At 67.5% G+C, this 21,293-nt stretch carries 19 protein-coding genes; 11 read left to right on the top strand and 8 right to left on the bottom strand.

The window, feature by feature from the left end; translation table 11 throughout:
- Positions 1 to 8 precede the first annotated feature (8 nt).
- The 7 genes from panB to ACZK33_RS09285 all read left to right on the top strand — a co-directional run bounded on the left by panB (position 9) and on the right by ACZK33_RS09285 (position 7,693).
- Positions 9 to 824, top strand: coding sequence for a 3-methyl-2-oxobutanoate hydroxymethyltransferase (gene panB, locus ACZK33_RS09255; protein WP_005416119.1), 816 nt, complete (start codon positions 9 to 11; stop codon positions 822 to 824).
- Positions 821 to 1,660, top strand: coding sequence for a pantoate--beta-alanine ligase (gene panC / locus ACZK33_RS09260; RefSeq protein ID WP_125895697.1), 840 nt, complete (start codon positions 821 to 823; stop codon positions 1,658 to 1,660). Before panB ends, panC begins: the two co-directional genes overlap by 4 nt.
- Before the next feature lie 66 nt (positions 1,661 to 1,726).
- A complete protein-coding gene (locus tag ACZK33_RS09265; RefSeq protein ID WP_423175354.1) occupies positions 1,727 to 2,224 on the top strand; it encodes a hypothetical protein in 498 nt (165 codons plus the stop codon).
- An 87-nt stretch (positions 2,225 to 2,311) separates the two neighbouring features.
- Positions 2,312 to 2,692 (top strand): aspartate 1-decarboxylase, encoded by a 381-nt coding sequence (gene panD / locus ACZK33_RS09270; protein WP_032128853.1) that lies wholly within the window; start codon positions 2,312 to 2,314, stop codon positions 2,690 to 2,692.
- Positions 2,689 to 4,203 (top strand): glucose-6-phosphate isomerase, encoded by a 1,515-nt coding sequence (gene pgi, locus ACZK33_RS09275; protein ID WP_071229272.1) that lies wholly within the window; start codon positions 2,689 to 2,691, stop codon positions 4,201 to 4,203. The genes panD and pgi overlap by 4 nt, the downstream gene beginning before the upstream one ends.
- Positions 4,204 to 4,519: 316 nt before the next feature.
- Positions 4,520 to 4,726 carry a DUF6229 family protein gene (locus ACZK33_RS09280; protein ID WP_010484314.1) on the top strand — a complete coding sequence of 69 codons (207 nt, stop codon included), beginning with the start codon at positions 4,520 to 4,522 and terminating at the stop codon, positions 4,724 to 4,726.
- Positions 4,727 to 4,807: 81 nt separating this feature from the next.
- Positions 4,808 to 7,693, top strand: coding sequence for a type 2 lanthipeptide synthetase LanM family protein (locus ACZK33_RS09285; protein WP_478454399.1), 2,886 nt, complete (start codon positions 4,808 to 4,810; stop codon positions 7,691 to 7,693).
- Positions 7,694 to 7,711: 18 nt separating this feature from the next.
- Here ACZK33_RS09285 and ACZK33_RS09290 read toward each other — a convergent pair whose 3' ends face one another.
- Positions 7,712 to 8,281 carry a response regulator transcription factor gene (locus tag ACZK33_RS09290; RefSeq protein WP_012510702.1) on the bottom strand — a complete coding sequence of 190 codons (570 nt, stop codon included), beginning with the start codon at positions 8,279 to 8,281 and terminating at the stop codon, positions 7,712 to 7,714.
- The gene (locus ACZK33_RS09295) at positions 8,278 to 9,504 is read right to left on the bottom strand and encodes an ATP-binding protein (RefSeq protein ID WP_032128856.1); all 1,227 of its coding nucleotides are present in this window, start codon (positions 9,502 to 9,504) and stop codon (positions 8,278 to 8,280) included. Before ACZK33_RS09295 ends, ACZK33_RS09290 begins: the two co-directional genes overlap by 4 nt.
- Positions 9,505 to 9,618: 114 nt before the next feature.
- Here ACZK33_RS09295 and ispG point away from each other — a divergent pair, with 114 nt between their 5' ends.
- From ispG to ACZK33_RS09310, 3 genes are all read left to right on the top strand, one after another.
- Positions 9,619 to 10,884, top strand: a complete 1,266-nt coding sequence (gene ispG / locus ACZK33_RS09300) for a flavodoxin-dependent (E)-4-hydroxy-3-methylbut-2-enyl-diphosphate synthase (protein WP_180838578.1) — start codon at positions 9,619 to 9,621, stop codon at positions 10,882 to 10,884.
- On the top strand, positions 10,865 to 11,614 hold the full coding sequence (locus ACZK33_RS09305) for a phosphatase PAP2 family protein (RefSeq protein ID WP_423175355.1): 750 nt from the start codon (positions 10,865 to 10,867) through the stop codon (positions 11,612 to 11,614). The genes ispG and ACZK33_RS09305 overlap by 20 nt, the downstream gene beginning before the upstream one ends.
- 201 nt (positions 11,615 to 11,815) lie before the next feature.
- On the top strand, positions 11,816 to 12,463 hold the full coding sequence (locus tag ACZK33_RS09310; RefSeq protein WP_109814981.1) for a response regulator: 648 nt from the start codon (positions 11,816 to 11,818) through the stop codon (positions 12,461 to 12,463).
- Between the two features lie 330 nt (positions 12,464 to 12,793).
- Here ACZK33_RS09310 and eda read toward each other — a convergent pair whose 3' ends face one another.
- The 5 genes from eda to zwf all read right to left on the bottom strand — a co-directional run bounded on the left by eda (position 12,794) and on the right by zwf (position 18,796).
- Positions 12,794 to 13,453, bottom strand: a complete 660-nt coding sequence (gene eda, locus ACZK33_RS09315; RefSeq protein WP_049400946.1) for a bifunctional 4-hydroxy-2-oxoglutarate aldolase/2-dehydro-3-deoxy-phosphogluconate aldolase — start codon at positions 13,451 to 13,453, stop codon at positions 12,794 to 12,796.
- Between the two features lie 205 nt (positions 13,454 to 13,658).
- Positions 13,659 to 15,575, bottom strand: a complete 1,917-nt coding sequence (gene edd, locus ACZK33_RS09320) for a phosphogluconate dehydratase (protein ID WP_423175357.1) — start codon at positions 15,573 to 15,575, stop codon at positions 13,659 to 13,661.
- A 58-nt stretch (positions 15,576 to 15,633) separates the two neighbouring features.
- Complete coding sequence (gene pgl / locus ACZK33_RS09325; protein ID WP_012510707.1) at positions 15,634 to 16,359, bottom strand: 6-phosphogluconolactonase; 726 nt, start codon at positions 16,357 to 16,359, stop codon at positions 15,634 to 15,636.
- Positions 16,356 to 17,363, bottom strand: a complete 1,008-nt coding sequence (glk, locus tag ACZK33_RS09330) for a glucokinase (RefSeq protein WP_049400948.1) — start codon at positions 17,361 to 17,363, stop codon at positions 16,356 to 16,358. The genes pgl and glk overlap by 4 nt, the downstream gene beginning before the upstream one ends.
- A complete protein-coding gene (gene zwf / locus ACZK33_RS09335) occupies positions 17,360 to 18,796 on the bottom strand; it encodes a glucose-6-phosphate dehydrogenase (protein WP_132809814.1) in 1,437 nt (478 codons plus the stop codon). Before zwf ends, glk begins: the two co-directional genes overlap by 4 nt.
- A 352-nt stretch (positions 18,797 to 19,148) precedes the next feature.
- Between zwf and ACZK33_RS09340 the strand changes: the two genes are divergently transcribed.
- On the top strand, positions 19,149 to 20,231 hold the full coding sequence (locus ACZK33_RS09340; protein ID WP_478454402.1) for an ABC transporter ATP-binding protein: 1,083 nt from the start codon (positions 19,149 to 19,151) through the stop codon (positions 20,229 to 20,231).
- Between the two features lie 151 nt (positions 20,232 to 20,382).
- Here ACZK33_RS09340 and ygfZ read toward each other — a convergent pair whose 3' ends face one another.
- On the bottom strand, positions 20,383 to 21,258 hold the full coding sequence (ygfZ, locus tag ACZK33_RS09345; protein WP_423175358.1) for a CAF17-like 4Fe-4S cluster assembly/insertion protein YgfZ: 876 nt from the start codon (positions 21,256 to 21,258) through the stop codon (positions 20,383 to 20,385).
- Positions 21,259 to 21,293: the final 35 nt, after the last annotated feature.

A 21,293-nucleotide genomic window follows, 5' to 3' on the forward strand; every position in this document is an offset into this window, starting at 1 on the left:
ATCAGCACATGAGCACCCACGCAGACAGCAAGCCCTGGACCGTTCCCGCCCTGGCCGAGGCCAAGCGCAATGGCCAGAAGCTGGTCATGTTGACCGCCTACGACGCCGGCTTCGCCCGCACTTTCGATGCCAACGGCGTCGACCTGATCCTGATCGGCGATTCGCTGGGCATGGTCGTGCAGGGCCATGATTCGACCTTGCCGGTGACCGTGGCCGACATGGTCTACCACACCCGCGCCGTGGCCCGCGTGCTGCAGCGTGCGTTGCTGGTGGCCGACCTGCCGTTCGGCGCCGATGCCACCCCGGAGCGCGCGCTGGATGCCTCGTTGCAGCTGCTGCAGGCCGGCGCCGAGATGGTCAAGATCGAAGGTGCCGGCTTCAAGGTCGACATCATCCGCTACCTGGTGGAGCGCGAGATTCCGGTCTGCGCGCATCTGGGCCTGACCCCGCAGTCGGTGCTGCGACTGGGCGGCTTCAAGATCCAGGGTCGTGGCGATGCCGCGCGCCAGCTGGTGGAAGATGCCAAGGCTGTGGCCGCTGCCGGCGCCAGCATCATGGTGCTCGAATGCGTGCCGACTCCGGTCGCCGCCGAAGTGACCGCTGCGGTGGATGTGCCGACCATCGGCATTGGCGCAGGCCCGCAGTGCGATGGCCAGGTGCTGGTGCTGCATGATTTCCTCGGCCTGGACAGTGGTCATCGCCGTCCCAAGTTCGTCAAGGATTTCCTTGCCGAAGGCGGTTCGGTGGCCGGTGCCACCCGCGCCTATGCCGACGCGGTGCGCGACGGCAGCTTCCCCGACGAACAGCACGCCTACGCCCAATGATCCAGACCTTCAACGAGCTCGGCGCACTGCGCGGGCAGATCGCCCAGTGGAAGCGCGAGGGCCTGCGGGTGGCGCTGGTGCCGACCATGGGCAACCTGCATGGAGGTCACCATTCGCTGGTGACCCTGGCCCGCCAGTACGCCGACAAGGTGGTGGCGAGCATCTTCGTCAACCCGACCCAGTTCGGGCCGAACGAGGATTTCAGTCGCTACCCGCGCACGCCGGAAGCCGATGTGGCCGGGCTGGAGCAGGCCGGCTGCGATGCGGTGTGGCTGCCCAGCGTCGAGGTGATGTACCCGCTGGGGGTGGACAAGACCACGCGCATGCACGCGCCGGGCGTGAGTGAAGTGCTGGAAGGCGCCAGCCGTCCGGGGCACTTCGATGGCGTGTGCACGGTGGTGGCGCGCCTGTTCCTGCAGGTGCAGCCGGACGTGGCCGTGTTTGGCCGCAAGGACTACCAGCAGCTGGCCGTCATCAAGCAGATGGTGGCCGAACTGTCGTTCCCGATCCAGATCGTCGGCGCGGACATCGTGCGCGACGAGGATGGCCTGGCCAAGAGCTCGCGCAACCAGTACCTGAGCGCCGAACAGCGCCCGGTCGCGACCAGCATCCACCGCACCCTGCTGGGCATGCGCGAGGGTTACGTGGCTGGCCAGTCGCGCGCGCAGATCGAGGCCGACGCAACGGCCGCGCTGCAGGCGGATGGTTTCCAGGTCGACTACGCCGTGTTGCGCACGCCGGAACTGGCCGAGCCGACCTTCGACGGCGGTGGCCGCGTGGCGCTGATCGCCGCACGCCTGGGCAGCACGCGCCTGATCGACAACCTGGAGTTCTGAGCCGCATGCGGCTCCGGGGCGCCCGCAACGGGCGCCTCTCGACTTCCCACGGACGGGAGACCGGAAATGAAGACCCCCAGCACCGATACCGGCCGTCTTGCCCAGGCCTCGATCCTGGCGGTGCTGGCCGCCGGCATGCTGCCGGCCCAGTTGTTTGGCGGCCTGTTGTTCGCGCTTGAATTCCGGCGCACGCCGATGCCTGCGCTCACCGGCGGTGGGCTGATGTTCGTGTTGGCCGTGTGCAATGCGATCGCGGTGTTGCTGCCGATGGCGCTGATCCTGCAGTCTCAACAGCGGCTGCGCCGGACTGGATTCGTGCTGATCGGCTTCGGACTGGGCGCGCTGGCCATGGCCACCTGCACCTGGCCGGGCGCGGACAATGGTCCGCTGCTGCAGCGCCTGCGCTATGTCGACACCTTCGACGTGATCAGCTATGCCTTGCAGGTGCTGGCCGCAGGTGGCTTCGGCCTGGTCGCCGGGCTGGCCTTCCATACGGTGTTCCGGCTGTCTCTGGAGGGCAGTTCCGGGCATGCCGCGCCGCCGCCGCCGGGGGAGGGGGCCTGAACAGCCTTCAGCGTCCTGCTGCGGCCCCGTGACGATGGCCAAGCGGGTGCTAGAATCCGCTCTTTCCTTTGCCGTTGCAGCGCCCCCATGCACCTGTCCCTGCTCAAGACCAAGATCCACCGCGCCACCGTCACCCATTCCGAGCTGAACTACGAAGGCTCGATCGCCATCGATGACAACCTGCTGGCTGCCACCGGCATCCGCGAGTTCGAGCAGGTGCACATCTGGGACGTGACCAACGGTGCGCGCTTCTCGACCTACGCCATCCGTGCCGAAGCCGGCAGCGGCGTTGTCTCGCTCAACGGTGGTGCTGCGCGCCACGTGCAGGTCGGTGACATCATCATCATCGCCGCGTTCGCCAGCATGACCGAGCAGGAAGCTGACAGCTTCAAGCCGAAGCTGGTGTACGTTGATGGCAAGAACCAGATCTCCCACACCAACGACACGATCCCGACCCAGGCCGCATGACAACGAACAACGGATTCGACTCGCTGCATTCCCACGCCCAGCGCCTGAAGGGCGCAAGCATTCCCAGCCTGCTCGCCGCCGAACCCGGCCGCGTGCAGGACCTGGCGCTGCGGGTCGGTCCGTTGTACGTCAACTTCGCGCGGCAGAAATACGATGCCGCGGCGTTGCAGGCCCTGCTCACGTTGGCCGCCGACCGTGATGTCGGTGGCGCCATCACCCGCTTGTTCCGTGGCGAGCAGGTCAACCTGACCGAAGGTCGCGCCGCGCTGCATACCGCGCTGCGCGGCGACGTGGTCGATGCGCCGGTTGCAGCCGAGGCCTATGCCACCGCGCGCGGGATCCGCCAGCGCATGGGCGTGCTGGTGCGTGCGCTGGAAGACAGCGGCGTCACTGACGTGGTCAGCGTCGGCATCGGTGGTTCCGATCTCGGTCCGCGCCTGGTCGCCGATGCGTTGCGCCCGGTCACCGGCGCGCGCCTGCGCGTGCATTTCGTATCGAACGTGGACGGCGCCGCCATGCAGCGCACGCTGGCCACGCTGGATCCGGCGAAGACCGCCGGCATCCTCATCTCCAAGACCTTCGGTACCCAGGAAACCCTGCTCAACGGCCAGATCCTGCACGACTGGCTGGGTGGCAGCGAGCGCCTGTATGCAGTCAGCGCCAATCCGGATCGCGCCGCCAAGGCCTTCGCGATCGCCGCCGATCGCGTACTGCCGATGTGGGACTGGGTCGGTGGCCGTTATTCGCTGTGGTCGGCCGTTGGTTTCCCGATCGCGCTTGCGATCGGCTTCGAGCGCTTCGAGCAGCTGCTGGAAGGCGCCGCGCAGATGGATGCGCACGCGCTGGATGCACCGCTGGAGCGCAACCTGCCGGTGCTGCACGGCCTGACCGACATCTGGAACCGCAACCTGCTGGGCCATGCCACGCACGCGGTGATGACTTACGACCAGCGCCTGGCGCTGCTGCCGGCCTACCTGCAGCAGCTGGTGATGGAAAGCCTGGGCAAGCGCGTGCAGCGTGACGGCCAGCCGGTCACCACCGACACCGTGCCGGTGTGGTGGGGCGGCGCGGGCACCGATGTGCAGCACAGCTTCTTCCAGGCACTGCATCAGGGCACCAGCATCGTTCCGGCAGATTTCATCGGCTGCGTGCACAACGATGATCCCTACACGATCAATCATCAGGCCCTGCTGGCCAATCTGCTGGCGCAGACCGAAGCACTGGCCAATGGCCAGAGCAGCGACGACCCGCACCGTGATTACCCGGGCGGCCGCCCGAGCACGCTGATCCTGCTCGACGCGCTGACCCCGCAGGCGCTGGGTGCGCTGATCGCCATGTACGAACACGCCGTGTACGTGCAGTCGGTGATCTGGAACATCAATGCCTTCGACCAGTTCGGTGTCGAGCTTGGCAAGCAATTGGCCAGTGGCCTGTTGCCGGCGCTGCAGGGTGAGGATGTGGCGATTGCCGATCCGATGACCCGCGAGATCCTGGCGCAGTTGAAGGGCTGACCCGGCCTGCGGATGTGCCGGCGCCGGCCGGCCATCCGATGCCTCTCCGGTTGCCTTCGATCCGGTCGCGCAGGAATGGCGGCGCGGCCACTCATTCCACGTCACTTCCGTACCGCACGTGCAGCGTATTCGTGCGTCCTGCCGCAGCGCAGCTTGACGCACTTCACACGCGGATGCAGTGTGCACGGGCGGCTGTACCTGTCATCCAGTATCGCTCGCAGCATGATGTCGATGCCAGGGACTGGCCGTATCCGAAGGGACGTGGAATCGATCCATGTCCTCAACGCCTCATGTTGTGAATGACAGGAGATTGCGAATGGATCTGAACGACGATGTTGTGTCCGGCTGGCTCAATGGCTCGGACGATGTGGATGGGTGTGCCAACCCTGCGGGTTCGCTGTTCATCTACGGTGCGGCAGCCACCGAAGCGGCCCTCACCGGAGCTTCGGACACCATGATCACCGGGGGCACCAACGAGTGCACCACCACGGTATCGGTGATCAACCACTGCCTGTGTTGCTGATGTAACCCGAGCCGGCACGCAGAGGCATGCAGCTGCGTGCCGGCGACTGGAATAGACTCTCGATATCTCGCAGGGGGCGTAATGACCGCTTCTCCGGCTGCGGCCGCGTTTGCGTGCATCACCGAACATTTCCTTGCCCAGGCGCGTGCTGCGCTGGTTGCCGGCCTGCATGATCCCGCCATTGCTCTGCAGCCTGGCGAGCGCGATCTGCTGCATGCACGGGGCGATGCGGCACTGCGTGAGCATGCCCAGCTCAAGCTCAACCGCGTGCTGCTGCTGGAACTGCACGCCGCTGCGCGCAGCGGTGACATCGGCCCGCTTGACAGCGCTGGGGTGCTGGACGAATTCGTTGCCCTGGCCACCAGCGAGGGCTTCCGCACGCATCTGCAGCGACGCTATCCGGTGCTGCTGCCGCGCCTGACGCGCATGCTCGAAGGACAATGTGCGGCTGTGGTGGAGCTCGCTGTTCGCATCGGCAGCGATCGTGCGGCGCTGGCAGAGTTGCTGGGTGCGCCGGCGGGCACGCTGCATGCCGTTGCATTGGGACGCGGTGACCTGCATGGTGGCGGCCGGACTGTGGCACGGCTGCAGTTCGATGGCGGCACGGTGATGTACAAGCCACGCTCATTGCGCATCGATGCGACGCTTGATGGCCTGTTGTCCACGGTCTTCGGTGACGGCCCTGACCGCGTATGCGTGCCGAAGGTGATTGATCGTGGCAGCCACGGCTGGGCCGCCTTCGCCGCGCACCGCTACTGTGCCGATGACCTTGAACTGCGTGCCTACTACCGCGGTCTTGGCCATTGGTTGGCAATCCTGCGCCTGGTCGGTGGCACCGACATCCATCTGGAGAATCTGATCGCGGTCGGGCCGGTGCCGGTGGTGGTCGACGCCGAAAGCGTGTTCTCCCGGGTAATCGACATCGAGCCATCAGGGCTTGGCGATGCGTACGACACCGCCGTCAAGCTGATGCGTAATTCAGTGCTGCGTACCGGAATCGTGCCGTTCCGTACTGCCGGCCTAGGCATGGAAGGCGTGGATCTGTCCGCAGCCGGCGCACTGCCGGGCGAGCAGCCGCGGGTACAGGTGCCGGTGATTGTCGAGGACGGGACGGAACCGGCCCGCTTGGGCATGGTTGAGGCCGAGGTCTCCGTTGCGCAGAATCATCCCAGCGCGCAGCCCGATGTGTCGTTGTACTGGGATCACATCAGCGAGGGCTTCATCGACGCCAGTGGGCGCCTGCGCGCGCTCGATGCGAAGGATGAACTGATGCCACTCCTGGCGGCTTTCGAGGGCTGCCAGGTGCGCGATGTGCGGCGGCCGACCATGGCCTACGCCGAGCTCGGGCGAATGCTCTGGCATCCGGCATCGCTGCACAACGAAGCCCAGGCGGTTGAACGCGCGATCGACCTGCTGGTGCGCAATGCGGCGGTGTCACCGGCCGCGCCATCGGACCTGGAGACCGTGCGCGGCGAAGTGGACGACCTGCGCCACGGTGACATTCCGATCTTCGCATCGCAGCTGGACGCGGCCCGCATCCGCTCCATCACCGACAACTGGCGTGCGATGCGCATCGACCTGGAAGACGTGACCATCCGCAGCACGCTGGTAGCCACCGACCTGAACCAGCATGCGCTGGCCCGCGCCGAGGCCAGATCCGGCCACAGCTATGCAGCACAGCATCCGCGTGCGGACGACCTGGATGCACGCCGTCGCACGCTGGCCGCGCGCGCGGTGGAGAGCCTGCTGCGGCTGGCGGTGCACGGCGAAGACGGTTCGATGACCTGGATCACACCCGAGGTGACCCGTACCGGGTGGACCGTCCAGCCGGTGCAGCCCGACCTGTATTTCGGGCTGGGAGGTATTGCGTTCGCACTGGCGGCCTACCGCCGGGAAGTGGAGCAGGGGCGTGCCGACCCGGTAGTGGGGCTGGCCCCAGCCATCGATGGCGCCCTCGCGGTGTTCCAGACCATGTGTGAGCGGCATCCCGCCGAGATCGATGGTGGATTCGTCGGAACCGGTTCGCAGATCTGGACATTGCTGGCATTGAACGACCTGTTGCAGCGACCGGCACTGCTGGCGCTGGCGGAGCGCTGCGCAGAAGCCGCAGAGCGTCGCGGATTCCAGGAGGCGACGAAGTTCGAACTGATTGATGGCGTGTCCGGCATGATCCTGCCGTTGCTGGCGCTGGCCGAGGCCACCGGCAGATCGCGCTGGCTGGAGTTGGCGGCTGCAGCCGGGCGCCGCATGCAGGAAGCAGCGATCGTCGATGCCGACGGCGCACGCTGGCCGACGCCACAGTTCCGCGAGCCGATCGGTGGCTTTGGCCACGGCGCGATGGGCATGGGCTGGGCGCTGGCACGGCTGGCGCGTTCGGATGCCGGCAGCGTGCCTGAGCGGGCCGCCTGGCGGCAGCTGGCCGAAGGAGCCTTTGCGTTCCAGGCGGCGCTGTTCGAGTCGCATACCGGGCGCTGGCGCGATATCCACCTGGAGGACGGGCAGAAGAATTTCCCGACCTGGTGCCATGGCAGTGTTGGCATCGGTCTGGCGGCGGCGGATCTGTACGCCCGCACCGGCGATCCCGCGCAGTTGCGTGACATGCGGCGGGCTGTGGCCGACGCGCGCGGCAAATGGGGGTTCAGCCACACCCTGTGCCATGGCGATGTGTCCACCCGGGAGTTGCTGGTGCTGGCGGCTGCGCTGGATCCGGAGGGGGTGTCCGTATCCACAGGACGAGGCCGCCATCGAGATCGTTTCTTCGATCGAGGAGCACCAGGGCATGGTCGGCGGGTTGACCCGCGCGGCCTTTACTCCGGGCCTGATGATCGGTCTGGCAGGTACGATCTATGGCTTCCTGCGCATGCATCCGGCCTGCACGCTGCCGTCGCCGCTGCTGCAGGAGACGGTAGCGGCGCGGGTCGATGCGTCGGCGTCGCGCAGGACCGAGCAGTGCTGGCCGAGGTCTGAGCCGGACGGGTCCGGCGATCAACGGCTGGGATCGCGTTCCGGGCTTGGCCGCTTGGCCAGCTTGCGCTGCAGCGAACGCCGGTGCATGCCGAGCAGGCGGGCGGCTGCGGACACGTTGCCGCCGGTCTCGTGCATTGCCTGCTGGATGTGTTCCCACTGCAGGCGGCTGATCGGCGTCATCGCATCAGGCACTTCCATTTCACCATCGTCGGCCGGGCCGTCGTCTTCCTCGCCGAGCGCGCGCAGGATCATCGGCACCGTGGCCGGCTTCGGCAGGTAGTCGTCGGCACCAAGCTTGATCGCCTCCACGGCGGTGGCGATGCTCGCGTAGCCGGTCACCAGCAGGATGCGCATGTCCGCGCGCAGGGCACGCAGCGGCTGGATCAGTGCCAGGCCGGAATCGCTGCCCAGCTTCAGGTCGATCAGCGCGAACGCCGGCGGATGCTGGCGGGCCAGCGCCAGCGCACTGGCGGCATCCTGTGCGGTCTGTGTTTCAAGCCCCTTGCGGGCCAGGCTGCGCTGCAGGGTGCGCAGGTACAGCTCGTCGTCGTCGACCAGCAGGCCCAGGGTGGAGTGATGAAGGCTCATGGGGTGTCCTCACGTGGGGTCAGCGGCAGGCGGAAGCCGACGCGGCTGCCGGCCCCCTGGGCCGGGCGCATCCACATCTCGCCGTCGAGGCGTTCGATGGTGGCATGGGACAGGGCCAGGCCGACGCCCATGCCCTCGCTTTTGCTGCTGCCGAACAGCTTGCCCGGCAGCACCGCGGCACGGGCGTCGAAGCCGTGGCCGTAGTCGCGGACTTCGCCGATCAGGTCGTCGCCTTCGATGCGCAGGTCCAGGTCCACGCGCGGCCGGCCGGCCTGCTCGCCGGCATCGGCGGCATTGTTGAGCAGGACCATCAGCAGATGGCCCACGCCCGGGTCGAGTGGCAGCCGCAGCGGCGCATCGTCATTGCGATGCAGGTCGATGGTCGGCCGCACCAGGCGCCACTGTTCCAGTACCTGCTGGGCGCTGGAGTGGCTGCGACCCGGTGCATCGGCCGAGGCCGGCGCGGCCAGCGCCAGCACGCGCTCGCGGCACTGCACCAGCAGCTCGCGCAGGGTTTCCATGTCTTCGCGTACTTCGGGCTCTTCGCTGCGCTCGGCGACGTCATCGGCGAGCAGGGTCATGGTCGCCAGCGGCGTGTTCAGTTCATGCGCCACCGAGGCGGCATGGGTGGCCAGGGCGACGATGCCCTCGTTGCGGGCGAAGCGTTCGCGCAGGGCCGACAGTTCCAGTTCGCGCTGGCGCAGCGCCAGTGCCAGGCGGGTGGAGAAGGTCAGCACGACCGCTGCGGAAATCAGGAAATTGGCGACCACGCCCCAGCGGTTGAGGTCCTGGGCGCGGAAATAGCCATCCGGCAGTGACTGACCGAAGATGCCGCTGGCGGCGTAGCCGAGCAGGCAGGCCAGCGCCACCGCCAGTGCCCAGCGCAGGGGCAGGGCGAACGCGGCGAGCGCGATCAGGATCAGGAACAGCGAACTGAACGGGTTGGCCATGCCGCCACTCCAGCCCACCATCCAGGTCAGGATGATCACGTCCACCAGAATGTGGCCGAATGCGGTCAGTGGCGCGGTGTCGGCCGCCTCCGGGCGCAGCTGGGTGTAGATGTTGAACAGGGTCAGCACGGCCACGCCCGCCCACAATGGCAGTTGCGGCAACGGCAGGCCCAGCACCCAGGTGGCAACCAGGATGGTGGCGGCCTGGCCACCTACGGCAAGCCAGCGCAGGCTGCACAGGGTTCGGAGAAACGGGGCGTCGGGACCGGTCATTCACGCTCATCGTATGCGTTCACGCGTGACCGTGCCTGCGACAATCGGCCGCAGCCGTGCCGCCGGCTGAATGCGAGTCACCCGGAATGCGGAGGCGGGCGGTAGAATGCGCCCATGCACGACGCCGTTACCCGCCCGACGCCCCCTTCCGATGCCACTGCCTGGCCCCGCCGCCAGACCCATGCCGTCCAGATCGGCGGGGTCACCGTAGGCGGAGGCAAGCCGGTCGTGGTGCAGTCGATGACCAACACCGATACCTCCGACGTGGCCTCCAGCGTGAAGCAGGTGGCCGAGTTGTGGCGTGCGGGTTCGGAAATGGTGCGGCTGACCGTCAATACCGTGGAAGCGGCTGCGGCGATCCCGCGCATTGTCGACAAACTGGCGATGATGGGCATCGACGTGCCGCTGATCGGTGACTTCCATTACAACGGCCATCAGCTGCTGACCGCCGAACCGGCCTGTGCCGAAGCGCTGGCCAAGTACCGCATCAACCCGGGCAACGTCGGCTTCGGCAAGAAGAAGGACCTGCAGTTCGCCCAGTTGATCGAGTTCGCGATCCGCTACAACAAGCCGGTGCGCATCGGCGCCAACTGGGGCTCGCTGGACCAGGCCCTGGCGGCAAGGCTGATGGACGAGAACAACCTGCGTGAGCAGCCGTGGGACGCCGGCCGCGTGCTGCGCGAGGCGCTGATCCGCTCGGCGCTGGATTCGGCAGAGCAGGCGGTGGAGCTCGGCCTGCCGCGCGACCGCATCGTGCTGTCGGCCAAGGTCAGTGGCGTGCAGGAGCTGATCGCGGTGTACCGCGACCTGGCCCAGCGCTCGGATTTCGCCCTGCACCTGGGCCTGACCGAGGCCGGTATCGGCAGCAAGGGCATCGTCGCCTCGTCCGCGGCGCTGAGCGTGCTGCTGCAGGAGGGCATCGGTGACACCATCCGCATCTCGCTGACCCCGGAACCGGGCCAGTCGCGTACGCAGGAAGTGATCGTCGCCCAGGAGCTGCTGCAGACCACCGGCCAGCGCGCCTTCACGCCGCTGGTCACGGCCTGCCCGGGCTGCGGCCGCACCACCTCCGAGTTCTTCCAGGAGCTGGCCAAGGTGGTACAGAACCACGTGCGCGAGAAGATGCCGCTGTGGAAGATCCACCACCCGGGTGCGGAGAACATGACCCTGGCGGTGATGGGCTGCATCGTCAACGGACCGGGTGAGTCGCGCCATGCCAATATCGGCATCTCGCTGCCCGGCACGGGTGAAACGCCTGCAGCGCCGGTGTTCGTCGATGGCGAAAAGAAGGTGACCCTGCGTGGCGAGAACATCGCCCAGGAATTCGTCGCCCTGATCGACGATTACGTCGAACACAAGTATGTCCGAAGCGCCGGATAAGCCTGCGATCCTTGCTGCACCGGAGTCCGCCTCCGGCTTCCGCCACTGGATGGCGCGCAATGCCTGGCGCCTGGTCCTGTTGTTCGGTGGCGTGCTGCTGCCGCTGGCCGGCTTCGTCGCTCTGGCTGACGAGGTGCACGAGTTTGAATCGTTCCATTTCGATGCGCCGCTGCTGTGGCAGATGCATGGCCTGCATTCGCCGCTGCTGGACCGCTTCTTCGTGCTCATTTCCAGACTGGGCTACGATTGGTTCCTGATCCCGGCCGACGTGCTGATCATCGGCGTGCTGCTGGGCTACCGGCGTTGGCGCGAGGCGACCTTCGTGGCGGTCAGCTTCGTCGGCTCGGCGCTGCTGAACATGGGCAGCAAGCACTTCTTCCAGCGCCAGCGCCCCAGCCTGTGGGAATCGATCGCGCCGGAATCGACGTTCAGCTTCCCCAGCGGCCATGCGATGGGCTCGATGACCCTGGCAGTGACCCTGGTGCTGCTGGCCTGGAACACCCGCTGGCGCTGGCCGGTGCTGCTGCTGGCACCGGCATTCAGCCTGCTGGTCAGCGTGTCCCGGGTCTACCTGGGGGTGCATTACCCCTCCGATATCCTGGCCGGATGGTGTGCCGCGCTGGTTTGGGTGGTAGGGTGCTATCTGGTCATGTTCAGTCGCCGGCACCCATGGCGACGTCACGGCCCGCCGCCAGCGAAGGCCAGCGAAGCATCATCACAGGGGGATTGACGTGGATGGCCCTTGAGGGACGTCTACGTGATAGATCAGTTGTTTCGTTGCAGCAGGTTCTGCAAGACAGGGGGCAAGCACAACGCGCGGTAGTGTGATGCGCAAGGCAGATTGCCGGGGTCGCATTCCGAACGCGCTTGCAGGGGTATCGGCACCCTGCCTAGCTTGACCTGCAATGGCCGCATTCGAAGAGGTACGTGAATGACGATTCGAGTCTACCTGGTGGATGACCACGCGCTGGTCCGCACCGGGATGAAGATGATTCTGTCGGGGGAAACCGACATCGAGGTGGTGGGCGAAGCCGAGACCGGCGAAGACGCGCTGCGTGACGTCCGCCAGCTGCTGCCCGATGTGGTGCTGTGTGACCTGCACCTGCCGGGTGTGAGCGGCATGGAAGTGACCGAGCGCATCGTGCGCAGCCACCGCAACACCCGCGTGGTGATCGTGTCGGTGCTGGAAGACGGCCCGTTGCCGAAGCGGCTGCTCGAGGCTGGCGCCGCCGGTTACATCGGCAAGGGCTGCGATGCGCAGGAGCTGTTGCGCGCGGTGCGTGACGTGGCCGGTGGCCGCCGTTACCTGGGCACCAGCATCGCGCAGAACCTGGCGCTGTCGACGGTGGAAGGCAACGGTTCGCCGTTCGACAGCCTGTCACCGCGCGAGCTGGAAGTGGCACTGCTGCTGACCCAGGGCCTGCGCCAGGAAGACATCGCGCGGCGGTTGAGCCTGAGTGCGAAGACGGTGAACACGCACAAGGCGCGGTTGTTCGAGAAGATGGGGATCCACGACAACATCGCGTTGGCGCGGATGGCCAGCCAGTACGGGCTGGTGGATCCGGCACGGCCGCTGTAAGGGTTTCGGCCAACGGCTGAGCCCCTCGCGGTGTGCGGCAGGATTCGTGGGGTTGGCCCTGCGGAGGGATTGCGCAGGGGACGCCGTGAATCCATCCCTGGAGGCTCGGGCGCGCCATCCATGGCGCTTACGCCCCTGCGCAATCCCTCCGCAGGGCCACGGACAGGTTCCGTGCGCGTCCACCGCGGAATGAAGAAGGAAGAGCAGGAGCGGGTCGCGCGCTGTGCGCGCTCGTCGCCCGGGGTCGGATCCCTTTCCCGGTGGGAAAGGGCTTTGACCCTTGATGATGCCGGAGCCGAGCGTGGGCTCGGCTCTACACCTTTGTCGGGCTCAGTGGCCGCGCACGCGCTTGATGATCTTCGCGGCGTCGGCGGCGCTGGCGCGCACCTTGTCCCATTCGCCGTTGGCGATCCAGTTGCCCGGCACCATCCACGAACCGCCGATGCAGACCACGTTCTTCTGCTCGAGGTACTCGGCGGCGGTGTTTTCGGTGATGCCGCCGGTCGGGCACAGCTTGAGGTCGGCAACCGGGCCGGCCAGGCCCTTGATCATCGCCAGCCCGCCCACGGCCGTGGCCGGGAACAGCTTGCACACGCGGAAGCCGCGCGCATACAGCGACAGCAGCTCGGTCGGGGTTGCCGCACCCGGCACCACCGGCAGCGGCGCAGCGGCCAGTGCATCGGCCAGCGCCGGCGGCGTACCCGGGGTCACCAGGAAGTCCGCGCCCGCATCGATCGACTGCTGCATCTGCTCCACGGTCAGCACCGTACCGGCGCCCACCACCACGTCCGGGAGCTCACGCTTGAGCATCGCCAGCGCTTCCATCGCCACCGGCGTACGCAGCGTCAGCTCGATCGCCGGCAAACCACCTTCCAGCAGCGCCGCGCTGACCGCACGCGCCTGGTCCAGCGTATGAATCGTCACCACCGGCAGGATGCCCGCCGCATGCAACAGCTCCGCCGCCTTCACCTGATGTTGTTCGATACCCATGCTTTTGCCCTTGCCTTTGCTCTTCTTGATTCAGTGGCCGCAGCGCAAATGACGCGCCGGGAATTGTCCAAGGGCAGTAGAGCGCCCTGGCCGGGACCGTGAGCGGCATGGATGCCGCGATCGAGCCCCCATGGATGGGTTTACGGCGTGTCCCGGCCAGGGCGCTCTACTGCCCAAGCCGGGAAGCCTGCCGCGGCTTTTCGCTTCAGGCGTCTTTCGCCTCATGCGGCGCCGCCGCCGCCGCGGCATCGTGCCCCAGCTCATACTCCGCGTCGTACTCCCACGGCCCACCATCAGCCGCCGCCGGCCCGCACGAAATCGAAATCGCACCCTGGTCGGCCGGACCCACCACGCGACGGTTGATCGCGAACAGGTTGCGGCCCAGATCATGCGCGGCAGGCGCGGTGTTCGGCGCCAGCGGACGTGCAGCCCATTCGGCTGCGTCCACCAGCACTTCCAGCGTGCCGGCCTCGCCATCGAGGCGGATCATGTCGCCCTCGCGAACCTTGGCCAGCGGACCACCCCGCGCCGCTTCCGGCGTCACATGGATCGCCGCAGGGATCTTGCCCGAGGCGCCGGACAGGCGGCCGTCGGTGACCAGCGCCACGCGCCGGCCCTGGTTCTGAAGCAGGCCCAGCAGCGGCGCCAGCGAATGCAGTTCCGGCATGCCGTTCGCACGCGGGCCCTGGTAACGCACCACCGCCACGAAATGCTCGGGCAACAGGCCGCCGGCATGCAGCTTGTTCAACACCTGCGGCGCATCGACCACCACCGCCGGTGCTTCGATCGTGCGGTATTGCAGCTTCACCGCCGACAGTTTGATCAGCGACTTGCCGAGGTTGCCGCGCAGCAGGCGCAGGCCACCCTGGTGTTCGAACGGATTGTCGACGCCACGCACCACCTCTTCGTCGGCGCTGCGTTCCAGGCCCGGCAGGTAGACCAGCTGGCCGTCGCGCAGCTGCGGCTCGCGCGCATAGTCGGTCATGCCGCCACGCGCCACGCTGACCAGGTCGCCATGCATCAGGCCGGCCTTGATCAGTTCGCCGAACACGAACGCCGGGCCGCCTGCTGCGGCGAAGCGGTTTACATCGGCTTCGCCGTTCGGGTAGACGCGGGCCAGCAGCGGAATCAGCTGTGACAGCTCGTCGAAGTCGTCCCAGGTCAGCACGATGCCGGCCGCACGCGCCACCGCGATCCAGTGGATGGTGTGGTTGGTCGAGCCGCCGGTCGCCATCAGCGCAATGACCGCATTGATGATCGCGCGCTCGTCGATGATCCGGCCCAACGGGCGGAAGTCGTCGCCGAGTGCCGTGATGTCGAGCGCGCGCTCGGTGGCTTCACGGGTCAGGGCGTCGCGCAACGGCGTGCCTGGATTGACGAACGATGCGCCCGGCAGCTGCACGCCCATCGCTTCCAGCAGTACCTGGTTGGAATTGGCAGTGCCGTAGAAGGTGCAGGTGCCGGCGCCGTGGTACGACGCGGACTCCGCTTCCAGCAGTTCTTCGCGGGTGGCTTCGCCAGCGGCATAGCGCTCGCGCACTTCGGCCTTCTGCTTGTTCGGGATGCCCGGGGTCATCGGGCCGGCCGGCACGAACACCGCCGGCAGATGGCCGAAGGCCAGCGCACCGATCAGCAGGCCCGGCACGATCTTGTCGCACACACCGAGGTAGACAGTGGTGTCGAACATGTCGTGGCTGAGCCCGATCGCGGTGGCCTGCGCGATCACATCGCGCGAGAACAACGACAGTTCCATGCCGCCGCGGCCCTGGGTGACGCCGTCGCACATCGCCGGCACGCCGCCGGCCACCTGTGCGGTGGCGCCCAGCTCGCGGGCGATCTCGCGGATCTGCTCGGGATAGGTCTCGAACGGCTGGTGCGCCGACAGCATGTCGTTGTAGGCGGTGATGATGCCGAGGTTCGGCGTCACGCCGCCACGTAGGCGGCTCTTGTCGGTGCCGCCGCAGGCGGCGAACCCGTGGGCGAGGTTGCCGCAGCTCAGGCGGCTGCGGAACGGGCCTTCACGCAGGGAGGCGTCGATCGCGGCCAGGTAGGCGGCGCGCGAGGCGGCGCTGCGGCGGATGACACGCTCAGTGATGGCTTGCAGTTGCGGATGGAGGCTCATTGGCTACCGGCGTTCGTGGTGGCGAGAGGCAAGCGGCGGCACGGCGCCGCCGCCGACATCAATCAGCCCAGTGGACGCGCAGGCGCGCGCCTTCCAGGTTGATCGCATTGAGGATGGGGTACTGCTGGGCGTCATTGCTGTCCAGCGCCTGGCGCAGTACCTGCAGCTTCTGCTTGCCGCGCAGCAGCAGCAGGCGCTGGCGGCACTGGCGCAGGCCATGCGGGGTCAGGGTGATGCGCAGCGGCCACTGGTTGGCACCCGGGCAGCCGGTGGCGTCCAGCGCGGCATAGGGCAGGGTGCTTTCCAGTGCGCGGGCCAGGTCCTTCGAGCCGGGGAACAGCGAGGCGGTGTGGCCGTCGTTGCCCATGCCCAGTGCCACCAGGCTCGGCGGCTGGCTGTGCTGCGCCTGCAGGTTGGCGGTGTACACGCATTCCGGCAGCGGCTTGCCGATCCGCACCAGCGGATCGAAGTGGGCACCCTCGGCGCGCTTGAGCAGATTCTCGCGCACCAGCCAGGCATTGCTGTCGCGATCCTGCGGCGACAGCCAGCGCTCATCGGCCAGGCTCACTTCCACGCGGTCCCAGTGCACGTCCAGTTCGGCCAGCGCCTGGTACACCGGTGCCGGCGTGGTGCCGCCAGACAACAGGATGCGGGCGCGGCCCACTTCGTTGATGTCGTGGTTGAGGGTCTGCGCCATCTCGGCGGCCACCGCCTCGATCCAGCCATCGGCATCGCCGTGCTGGATGAACTCGATGCGGTCGTCGTGGAAGGTGGTGGGGCTCATGCGGCAACTCCAGGTGCGTCACGTTCGGCGTCGGCGGCATAGGCGGCGGCGCCCAGCAGTCCGGCGTGGGGGTGCATCACGGCCAACGAGGGCACCCGCGCCATGATCGAGGAGAAGCGGCCCTTGTGTTCGAAGCGCTGGCGGAACCCGGAGTGCTGCAGCGAATCGAGCATCTTCGGGGTCAGCCCGCCGGTCAGGAACACGCCGTCCCACGCGCCCTGGGTCAGCACCAGGTCGCCTGCGATGGCGCCGAACACGGCGCAGAACACATCGACGGTGCGCATCGCCTGCGGGTCACCGTGCAGGGCGCGGGCGGTCACGTCCACCGGCTGCAGTTGGCCCGGATCGATGCCGGCCATCTCGCATACGGCGCGATGGATGTTGACCAGGCCAGGGCCGCAGATCAGGCGCTCGTTGGAGACGCGGCCGAACTGCTCGGACAGGATCTCCAGGATGCGGATCTCCTCCGGGGTTCCCGGCGGGAAGCTGACATGGCCGCCTTCGGTTTCCAGCGGGTAGCAGCGGCCGTGGCGCAGGATCAGGCCACCGACACCCAGGCCCGTACCCGGCCCGATCACCGCGTAGTTGCGCGGCTGGCCGGGTTTGCCCGGCACCCAGGCGGCACCGCCGACCTGGACCACGTCATCGGGCTGCAGCAGCGAAATCGCCATCGCCTGTGCGGCGAAGTCGTTGATCAGGTGCAGCTCGTTGAAGCCGAGCATGGCGGCGGTGCGGCTGCGCGAGATCACCCACGGGTGGTTGGTGATGCGCGCTTCGTCACCGTCGACGCGACCAGCGACCGCGAACACGCCGCGGCTGGCCGTGGCGCCGATCTGTTCCAGATGGTGGCGCGCGGCATCACCCAGCGACGGGAACTCCGCCACCGCGTACTCGCGGATGCTGTCCTTCTGCAGCGGTGCGTCCTGCGAGGTGTCGGCCAGGGCGAAGCGGGCGTTGGTACCGCCGATGTCGGCGACCAGCACCGGCTGCGAGCTGGCACTCATGCCGACGCTCCGCTGTCCGGCGCGTCCACGCCCTGCGGCAGGAACTCGCCCGCGTTGGCCGGGCCCCACTGGCCGGCGGGGTAGGGTTCCAGCGGCAGCTTGGCATCCTTCCAGGCGTCGGCGACGCTGTCGATCCACGCCCAGGCGGCGCGCACTTCGTCATCGCGCACGAACAGCGTGTGGTTGCCGTTGAAGGCATCCAGGAACAGGCGTTCGTAGGCGATGCGGCGGTGCAGGCCAGTCGGCACCGACAGTTCCAGTTCCAGCGGATGCAGCTCCAGCGCGCCCCATTCCGGGCCGGCCAGGCTGCTCATCAGGCCCAGTTCGATGTTTTCCTGCGGCTGCAGCTGGAACACCAGGCGGTTCGGTGCGGCCTGCGCGCGCTGCGGGCGCTCGAACAGCCAGTGGGTGACCGGCTTCAGCGTGACCACCACGCGGGTGGTGCGTTCGGGCAGGCGCTTGCCGGTGACCAGGTGGAACGGCACGCCGCTCCAGCGCCAGTTGTCGATATGCGCGGTGACCCCGGCGAAGGTCTCCACGTCGCTGCCTTCCGGCGGCTGGTAGGCCTGCGCGGGCTGGCCATTGATGGTGCCAGCGGTGTAGCGGCCACGGATGCTGTCACGCGCGGCGTGCCTGGCGTCGAGCGGGCGCAGGGCGCGCAGCACCTTGACCTTCTCGTCGCGGATGCGATCGGCTTCCAGCGAGGCCGGCGGTTCCATCGCCACCATGCACAGCAGCTGCAGGATGTGGCTCTGCACCATGTCGCGCAGCGCGCCGGAGCGGGCGTAATAGGCATCGCGGCCATCCACGCCTTCGCTTTCGGCCACCAGGATGTGCACCGATTCGATGTAGTTGCGGTTCCACACCGCTTCCAGCAGCGTGTTGCCGAAGCGCAGCGCGATCAGGTTCTGCACCGCTGCCTTGCCCAGGTAATGGTCGAGGCGGAACACGCGGTCCTCATCGATCCACTGGCCGATGGTGCTGATGATTTCCTCGGCGCTCTCGCTGTCGCTGCCGATCGGCTTCTCCAGCATCAGGCGTGCCGGTGCGGCGAGGGCGCCACCCTTGGCCAGGCCTTCGCAGGTAGAGATGTACAGGCCCGGCGGAATGGCCAGGTAGCTGACGCACTTGCGGTGCACCAGGTCGGAGACCGCGGCGGCAACCGAGTCGACGTCGCGCAGGTCCACCGAACGATAGTCGATGCGGCGCAGCAGGGCGCTGATGTCGTCCTGCGTGGCCATCGGCATGGCCTGCTGCAGGCGCGGCCGCAGGATGTCATGGAAGGCTTCGGTGTCATGCCCGGACAGGGCCAGCGCACGGATGCGGAAGTCCTCCGGCAGCAGGCCGTCGCCAAGCAGGCGAAGCAGCGAAGGGAACAGGTAGCGCTGGGCCAGATCACCTGTGGCACCGAACAGGAAGAGGGTGTCGTGCATCGCTCGAGTTTCAGATCCGGGTGACATCGTTGTCAATCGCTTCATGGCTGGGTTCGGGGGACATCCGCGCAACTGCCTGTCCGAGGTTCGTCAGGTGCGATCTCCGGGGTAGCGGAAGACCGTTCCATTCGAAACCACTGCCTCGGCGGAACCTTCGTTCAACCGCCGACGCAGATCGGTGCGCACCGATCATCGGATAGTGCCACGTGAAAACGTTTACATGGCAGAATGGGCAACTGTATTCGATTGCAGTGCTCGCCGTCATGCGGCAGGCGCGCAATCATCACTGCCATCGGGAGGGCCGAGGCAGTCCCAAAAGACAGCCCGGCTTCGGGCGGACCGGATAGGTGATATGGCAAAAGTGCAGTTGCAGGGTGTGCGCAAGGTCTATGACAACGGCCAGGTCGCGGTGAAGGACGCCAGCTTCGAGGTCGCCGATGGCGAGCTGATGGTGCTGGTCGGTCCGTCCGGCTGTGGCAAGTCGACCCTGCTGCGGATGGTGGCTGGCCTGGAGGAGATCAGCGGCGGCACGCTGACCATCGGTGATCGCGTGGTCAACGACGTGGCGCCGAAGGACCGCGACATCGCCATGGTGTTCCAGAGCTACGCGCTGTACCCGCACATGACCGTGGCCGAGAACCTGGCCTTCGGCCTGAAGCTGCGCGGGCATGACAAGGCGACCATCGACAAGCGCATCGCCGAAGCAGCGCAGACCCTGGGCCTGACCGAGATGATGGACAAGCTGCCCAAGGCGATGTCCGGTGGCCAGCGCCAGCGTGTTGCGCTGGGTCGCGCACTGGTGCGCGAGCCGGCGGTGTTCCTGCTCGACGAACCGCTGTCCAACCTCGATGCCAAGCTGCGCCACAGCGTGCGCACCGAGATCGCGCAGCTGCACCGCAAGCTGGGCACCACCATGATCTACGTGACGCACGACCAGGTCGAAGCAATGACCCTGGGTCAGCGCATCGTGGTGTTGAAGGACGGCATCATCCAGCAGATCGATACGCCGATGGCGCTGTACGACCGCCCGGCCAACCTGTTCGTGGCCGGTTTCCTCGGCAGCCCGGCGATGAACGTGCTGCGTGGCACGCTGCAGGGCGATGCCGGCGGCGTGACCGTGGTCGACGGCGAATGGCGCGCACCGCTGGGCCAGGCCACGATCGATCCGGCATGGCTGCAGAAGCCGATCGCGGTGGGCGTGCGTCCGGAACACCTGCAGCCGGCCAGTGCCGATGATGCGCATGCATTTGCCGCACGCATTGAAGGCATCGAACCGGTCGGCAACGAGATCTTCGTCAACCTGAGCAGTGGCCAGCACGCGCTGACCATGCGCGTGGCGCCGCAGTCGCTGCCGGCGGTGGGCGAGCAGATCCGCGTGGCGATCCACCCGCAGGGCCTGCACTTCTTCAATCCGGAAACCGGCGCGCGCCTGTAAGGGGTAGTGCCGGCCGCTGGCCGGCAACCTCAACCCTGCATGGTTGCCGGCCAGCGGCCGGCACTACCATTTCAGGCGTGCGGACCAACGGTCCGCACCCACCGGGTCGGTCACTAGATCCACGCCATGCGTGGATGAGAGCCCTTCAGATTCAGCGTGCCAACCCATCCAGCAGCGGCACGCGCTGCGCGGCGGCGCCGCCTACCTGTAGCTCGGTGTCGCCGGCCTCCAGTGGGAGCACCGCCAACGCCAGGTCACCAGCCACGCTGGCGATCGTGCCCAGCGCTGCGCCGTCCTGCTGCACGCCATCGCCGGCCTGCGCCGGCGCCGCGGTCTGCAGCAGCTGCACCGCGCGCTTGGCTTTGCCGAGGAAGTGGGTGCGGGCGACGATTTCCTGGCCGGGATAGCAGCCCTTCTTCACGCTGTAACCGTTCAGGCGGTCCAACCCCAGCTGCTGCGGGGTCCACACTTCGCGCTGGCTTTCTTGCAGCCGGGGCAGGCCGTAGCGCAGGTCTGCCTGGCGCCAGGCCAGTGCGAAAGCGGCCTCATCGGCTTCATTGCCGGCGGCGAAGGCATCGGCGCTGCCAATGCGCAGGGTCCGCGGCAGGGCGTCGCTGCCCAGGTCCAGCTCCCAGCCGTCACCTGCGGTCTGCACAATCGCAGCGCCGCTGGCGGCTTCGGGCGCAGTGAACGCGCCGGCCACGGCCAGATCGCTGCGCACCTGCACCTTCACCTTGCGGCGGAACACGAAGCGCTGCAGTTGCGACGCAATCGCATCGGCATCGCTGTCGGCCAGCACCAGCATCACGTGATCGTCGGCCAGCCGAAGCAGCTGGAACACCGCCAGGGTGCGGCCCTTGGCGCTCAGCCAGGCGCTCCACTGCCAGTGCAGCAGGGGCAGGGCAGTGACATCGCTGCTGAACTGGGCGTGGGCAAAGACAGCCGCATCCGGGCCTTGCAGGCTCAGCAGCTGGTGGCCGGGCAGGCGCGGATATCCGACGAAAGCAGGGGGCAGGTTGTCAGGCACGTGAACGAGGTCTAAAATTTGTGCGTTGCGAGACC

The organism is Stenotrophomonas sp. 86156_Sma (assembly GCF_056481625.1).

What these genes read in the sequence shown, in the direction of transcription:
- panB (WP_005416119.1), top strand. Translation starts at nt 9, where the DNA reads ATGAGCACCCACGCAGACAGCAAGCCCTGGACCGTTCCCGCCCTGGCC.
- panC (WP_125895697.1), top strand. Translation starts at nt 821, where the DNA reads ATGATCCAGACCTTCAACGAGCTCGGCGCACTGCGCGGGCAGATCGCC.
- ACZK33_RS09265 (WP_423175354.1), top strand. Translation starts at nt 1,727, where the DNA reads ATGAAGACCCCCAGCACCGATACCGGCCGTCTTGCCCAGGCCTCGATC.
- panD (WP_032128853.1), top strand. Translation starts at nt 2,312, where the DNA reads ATGCACCTGTCCCTGCTCAAGACCAAGATCCACCGCGCCACCGTCACC.
- pgi (WP_071229272.1), top strand. Translation starts at nt 2,689, where the DNA reads ATGACAACGAACAACGGATTCGACTCGCTGCATTCCCACGCCCAGCGC.
- ACZK33_RS09280 (WP_010484314.1), top strand. Translation starts at nt 4,520, where the DNA reads ATGGATCTGAACGACGATGTTGTGTCCGGCTGGCTCAATGGCTCGGAC.
- ACZK33_RS09285 (WP_478454399.1), top strand. Translation starts at nt 4,808, where the DNA reads ATGACCGCTTCTCCGGCTGCGGCCGCGTTTGCGTGCATCACCGAACAT.
- ACZK33_RS09290 (WP_012510702.1), bottom strand. Translation starts at nt 8,281, where the DNA reads ATGAGCCTTCATCACTCCACCCTGGGCCTGCTGGTCGACGACGACGAG.
- ACZK33_RS09295 (WP_032128856.1), bottom strand. Translation starts at nt 9,504, where the DNA reads ATGACCGGTCCCGACGCCCCGTTTCTCCGAACCCTGTGCAGCCTGCGC.
- ispG (WP_180838578.1), top strand. Translation starts at nt 9,619, where the DNA reads ATGCACGACGCCGTTACCCGCCCGACGCCCCCTTCCGATGCCACTGCC.
- ACZK33_RS09305 (WP_423175355.1), top strand. Translation starts at nt 10,865, where the DNA reads ATGTCCGAAGCGCCGGATAAGCCTGCGATCCTTGCTGCACCGGAGTCC.
- ACZK33_RS09310 (WP_109814981.1), top strand. Translation starts at nt 11,816, where the DNA reads ATGACGATTCGAGTCTACCTGGTGGATGACCACGCGCTGGTCCGCACC.
- eda (WP_049400946.1), bottom strand. Translation starts at nt 13,453, where the DNA reads ATGGGTATCGAACAACATCAGGTGAAGGCGGCGGAGCTGTTGCATGCG.
- edd (WP_423175357.1), bottom strand. Translation starts at nt 15,575, where the DNA reads ATGAGCCTCCATCCGCAACTGCAAGCCATCACTGAGCGTGTCATCCGC.
- pgl (WP_012510707.1), bottom strand. Translation starts at nt 16,359, where the DNA reads ATGAGCCCCACCACCTTCCACGACGACCGCATCGAGTTCATCCAGCAC.
- glk (WP_049400948.1), bottom strand. Translation starts at nt 17,363, where the DNA reads ATGAGTGCCAGCTCGCAGCCGGTGCTGGTCGCCGACATCGGCGGTACC.
- zwf (WP_132809814.1), bottom strand. Translation starts at nt 18,796, where the DNA reads ATGCACGACACCCTCTTCCTGTTCGGTGCCACAGGTGATCTGGCCCAG.
- ACZK33_RS09340 (WP_478454402.1), top strand. Translation starts at nt 19,149, where the DNA reads ATGGCAAAAGTGCAGTTGCAGGGTGTGCGCAAGGTCTATGACAACGGC.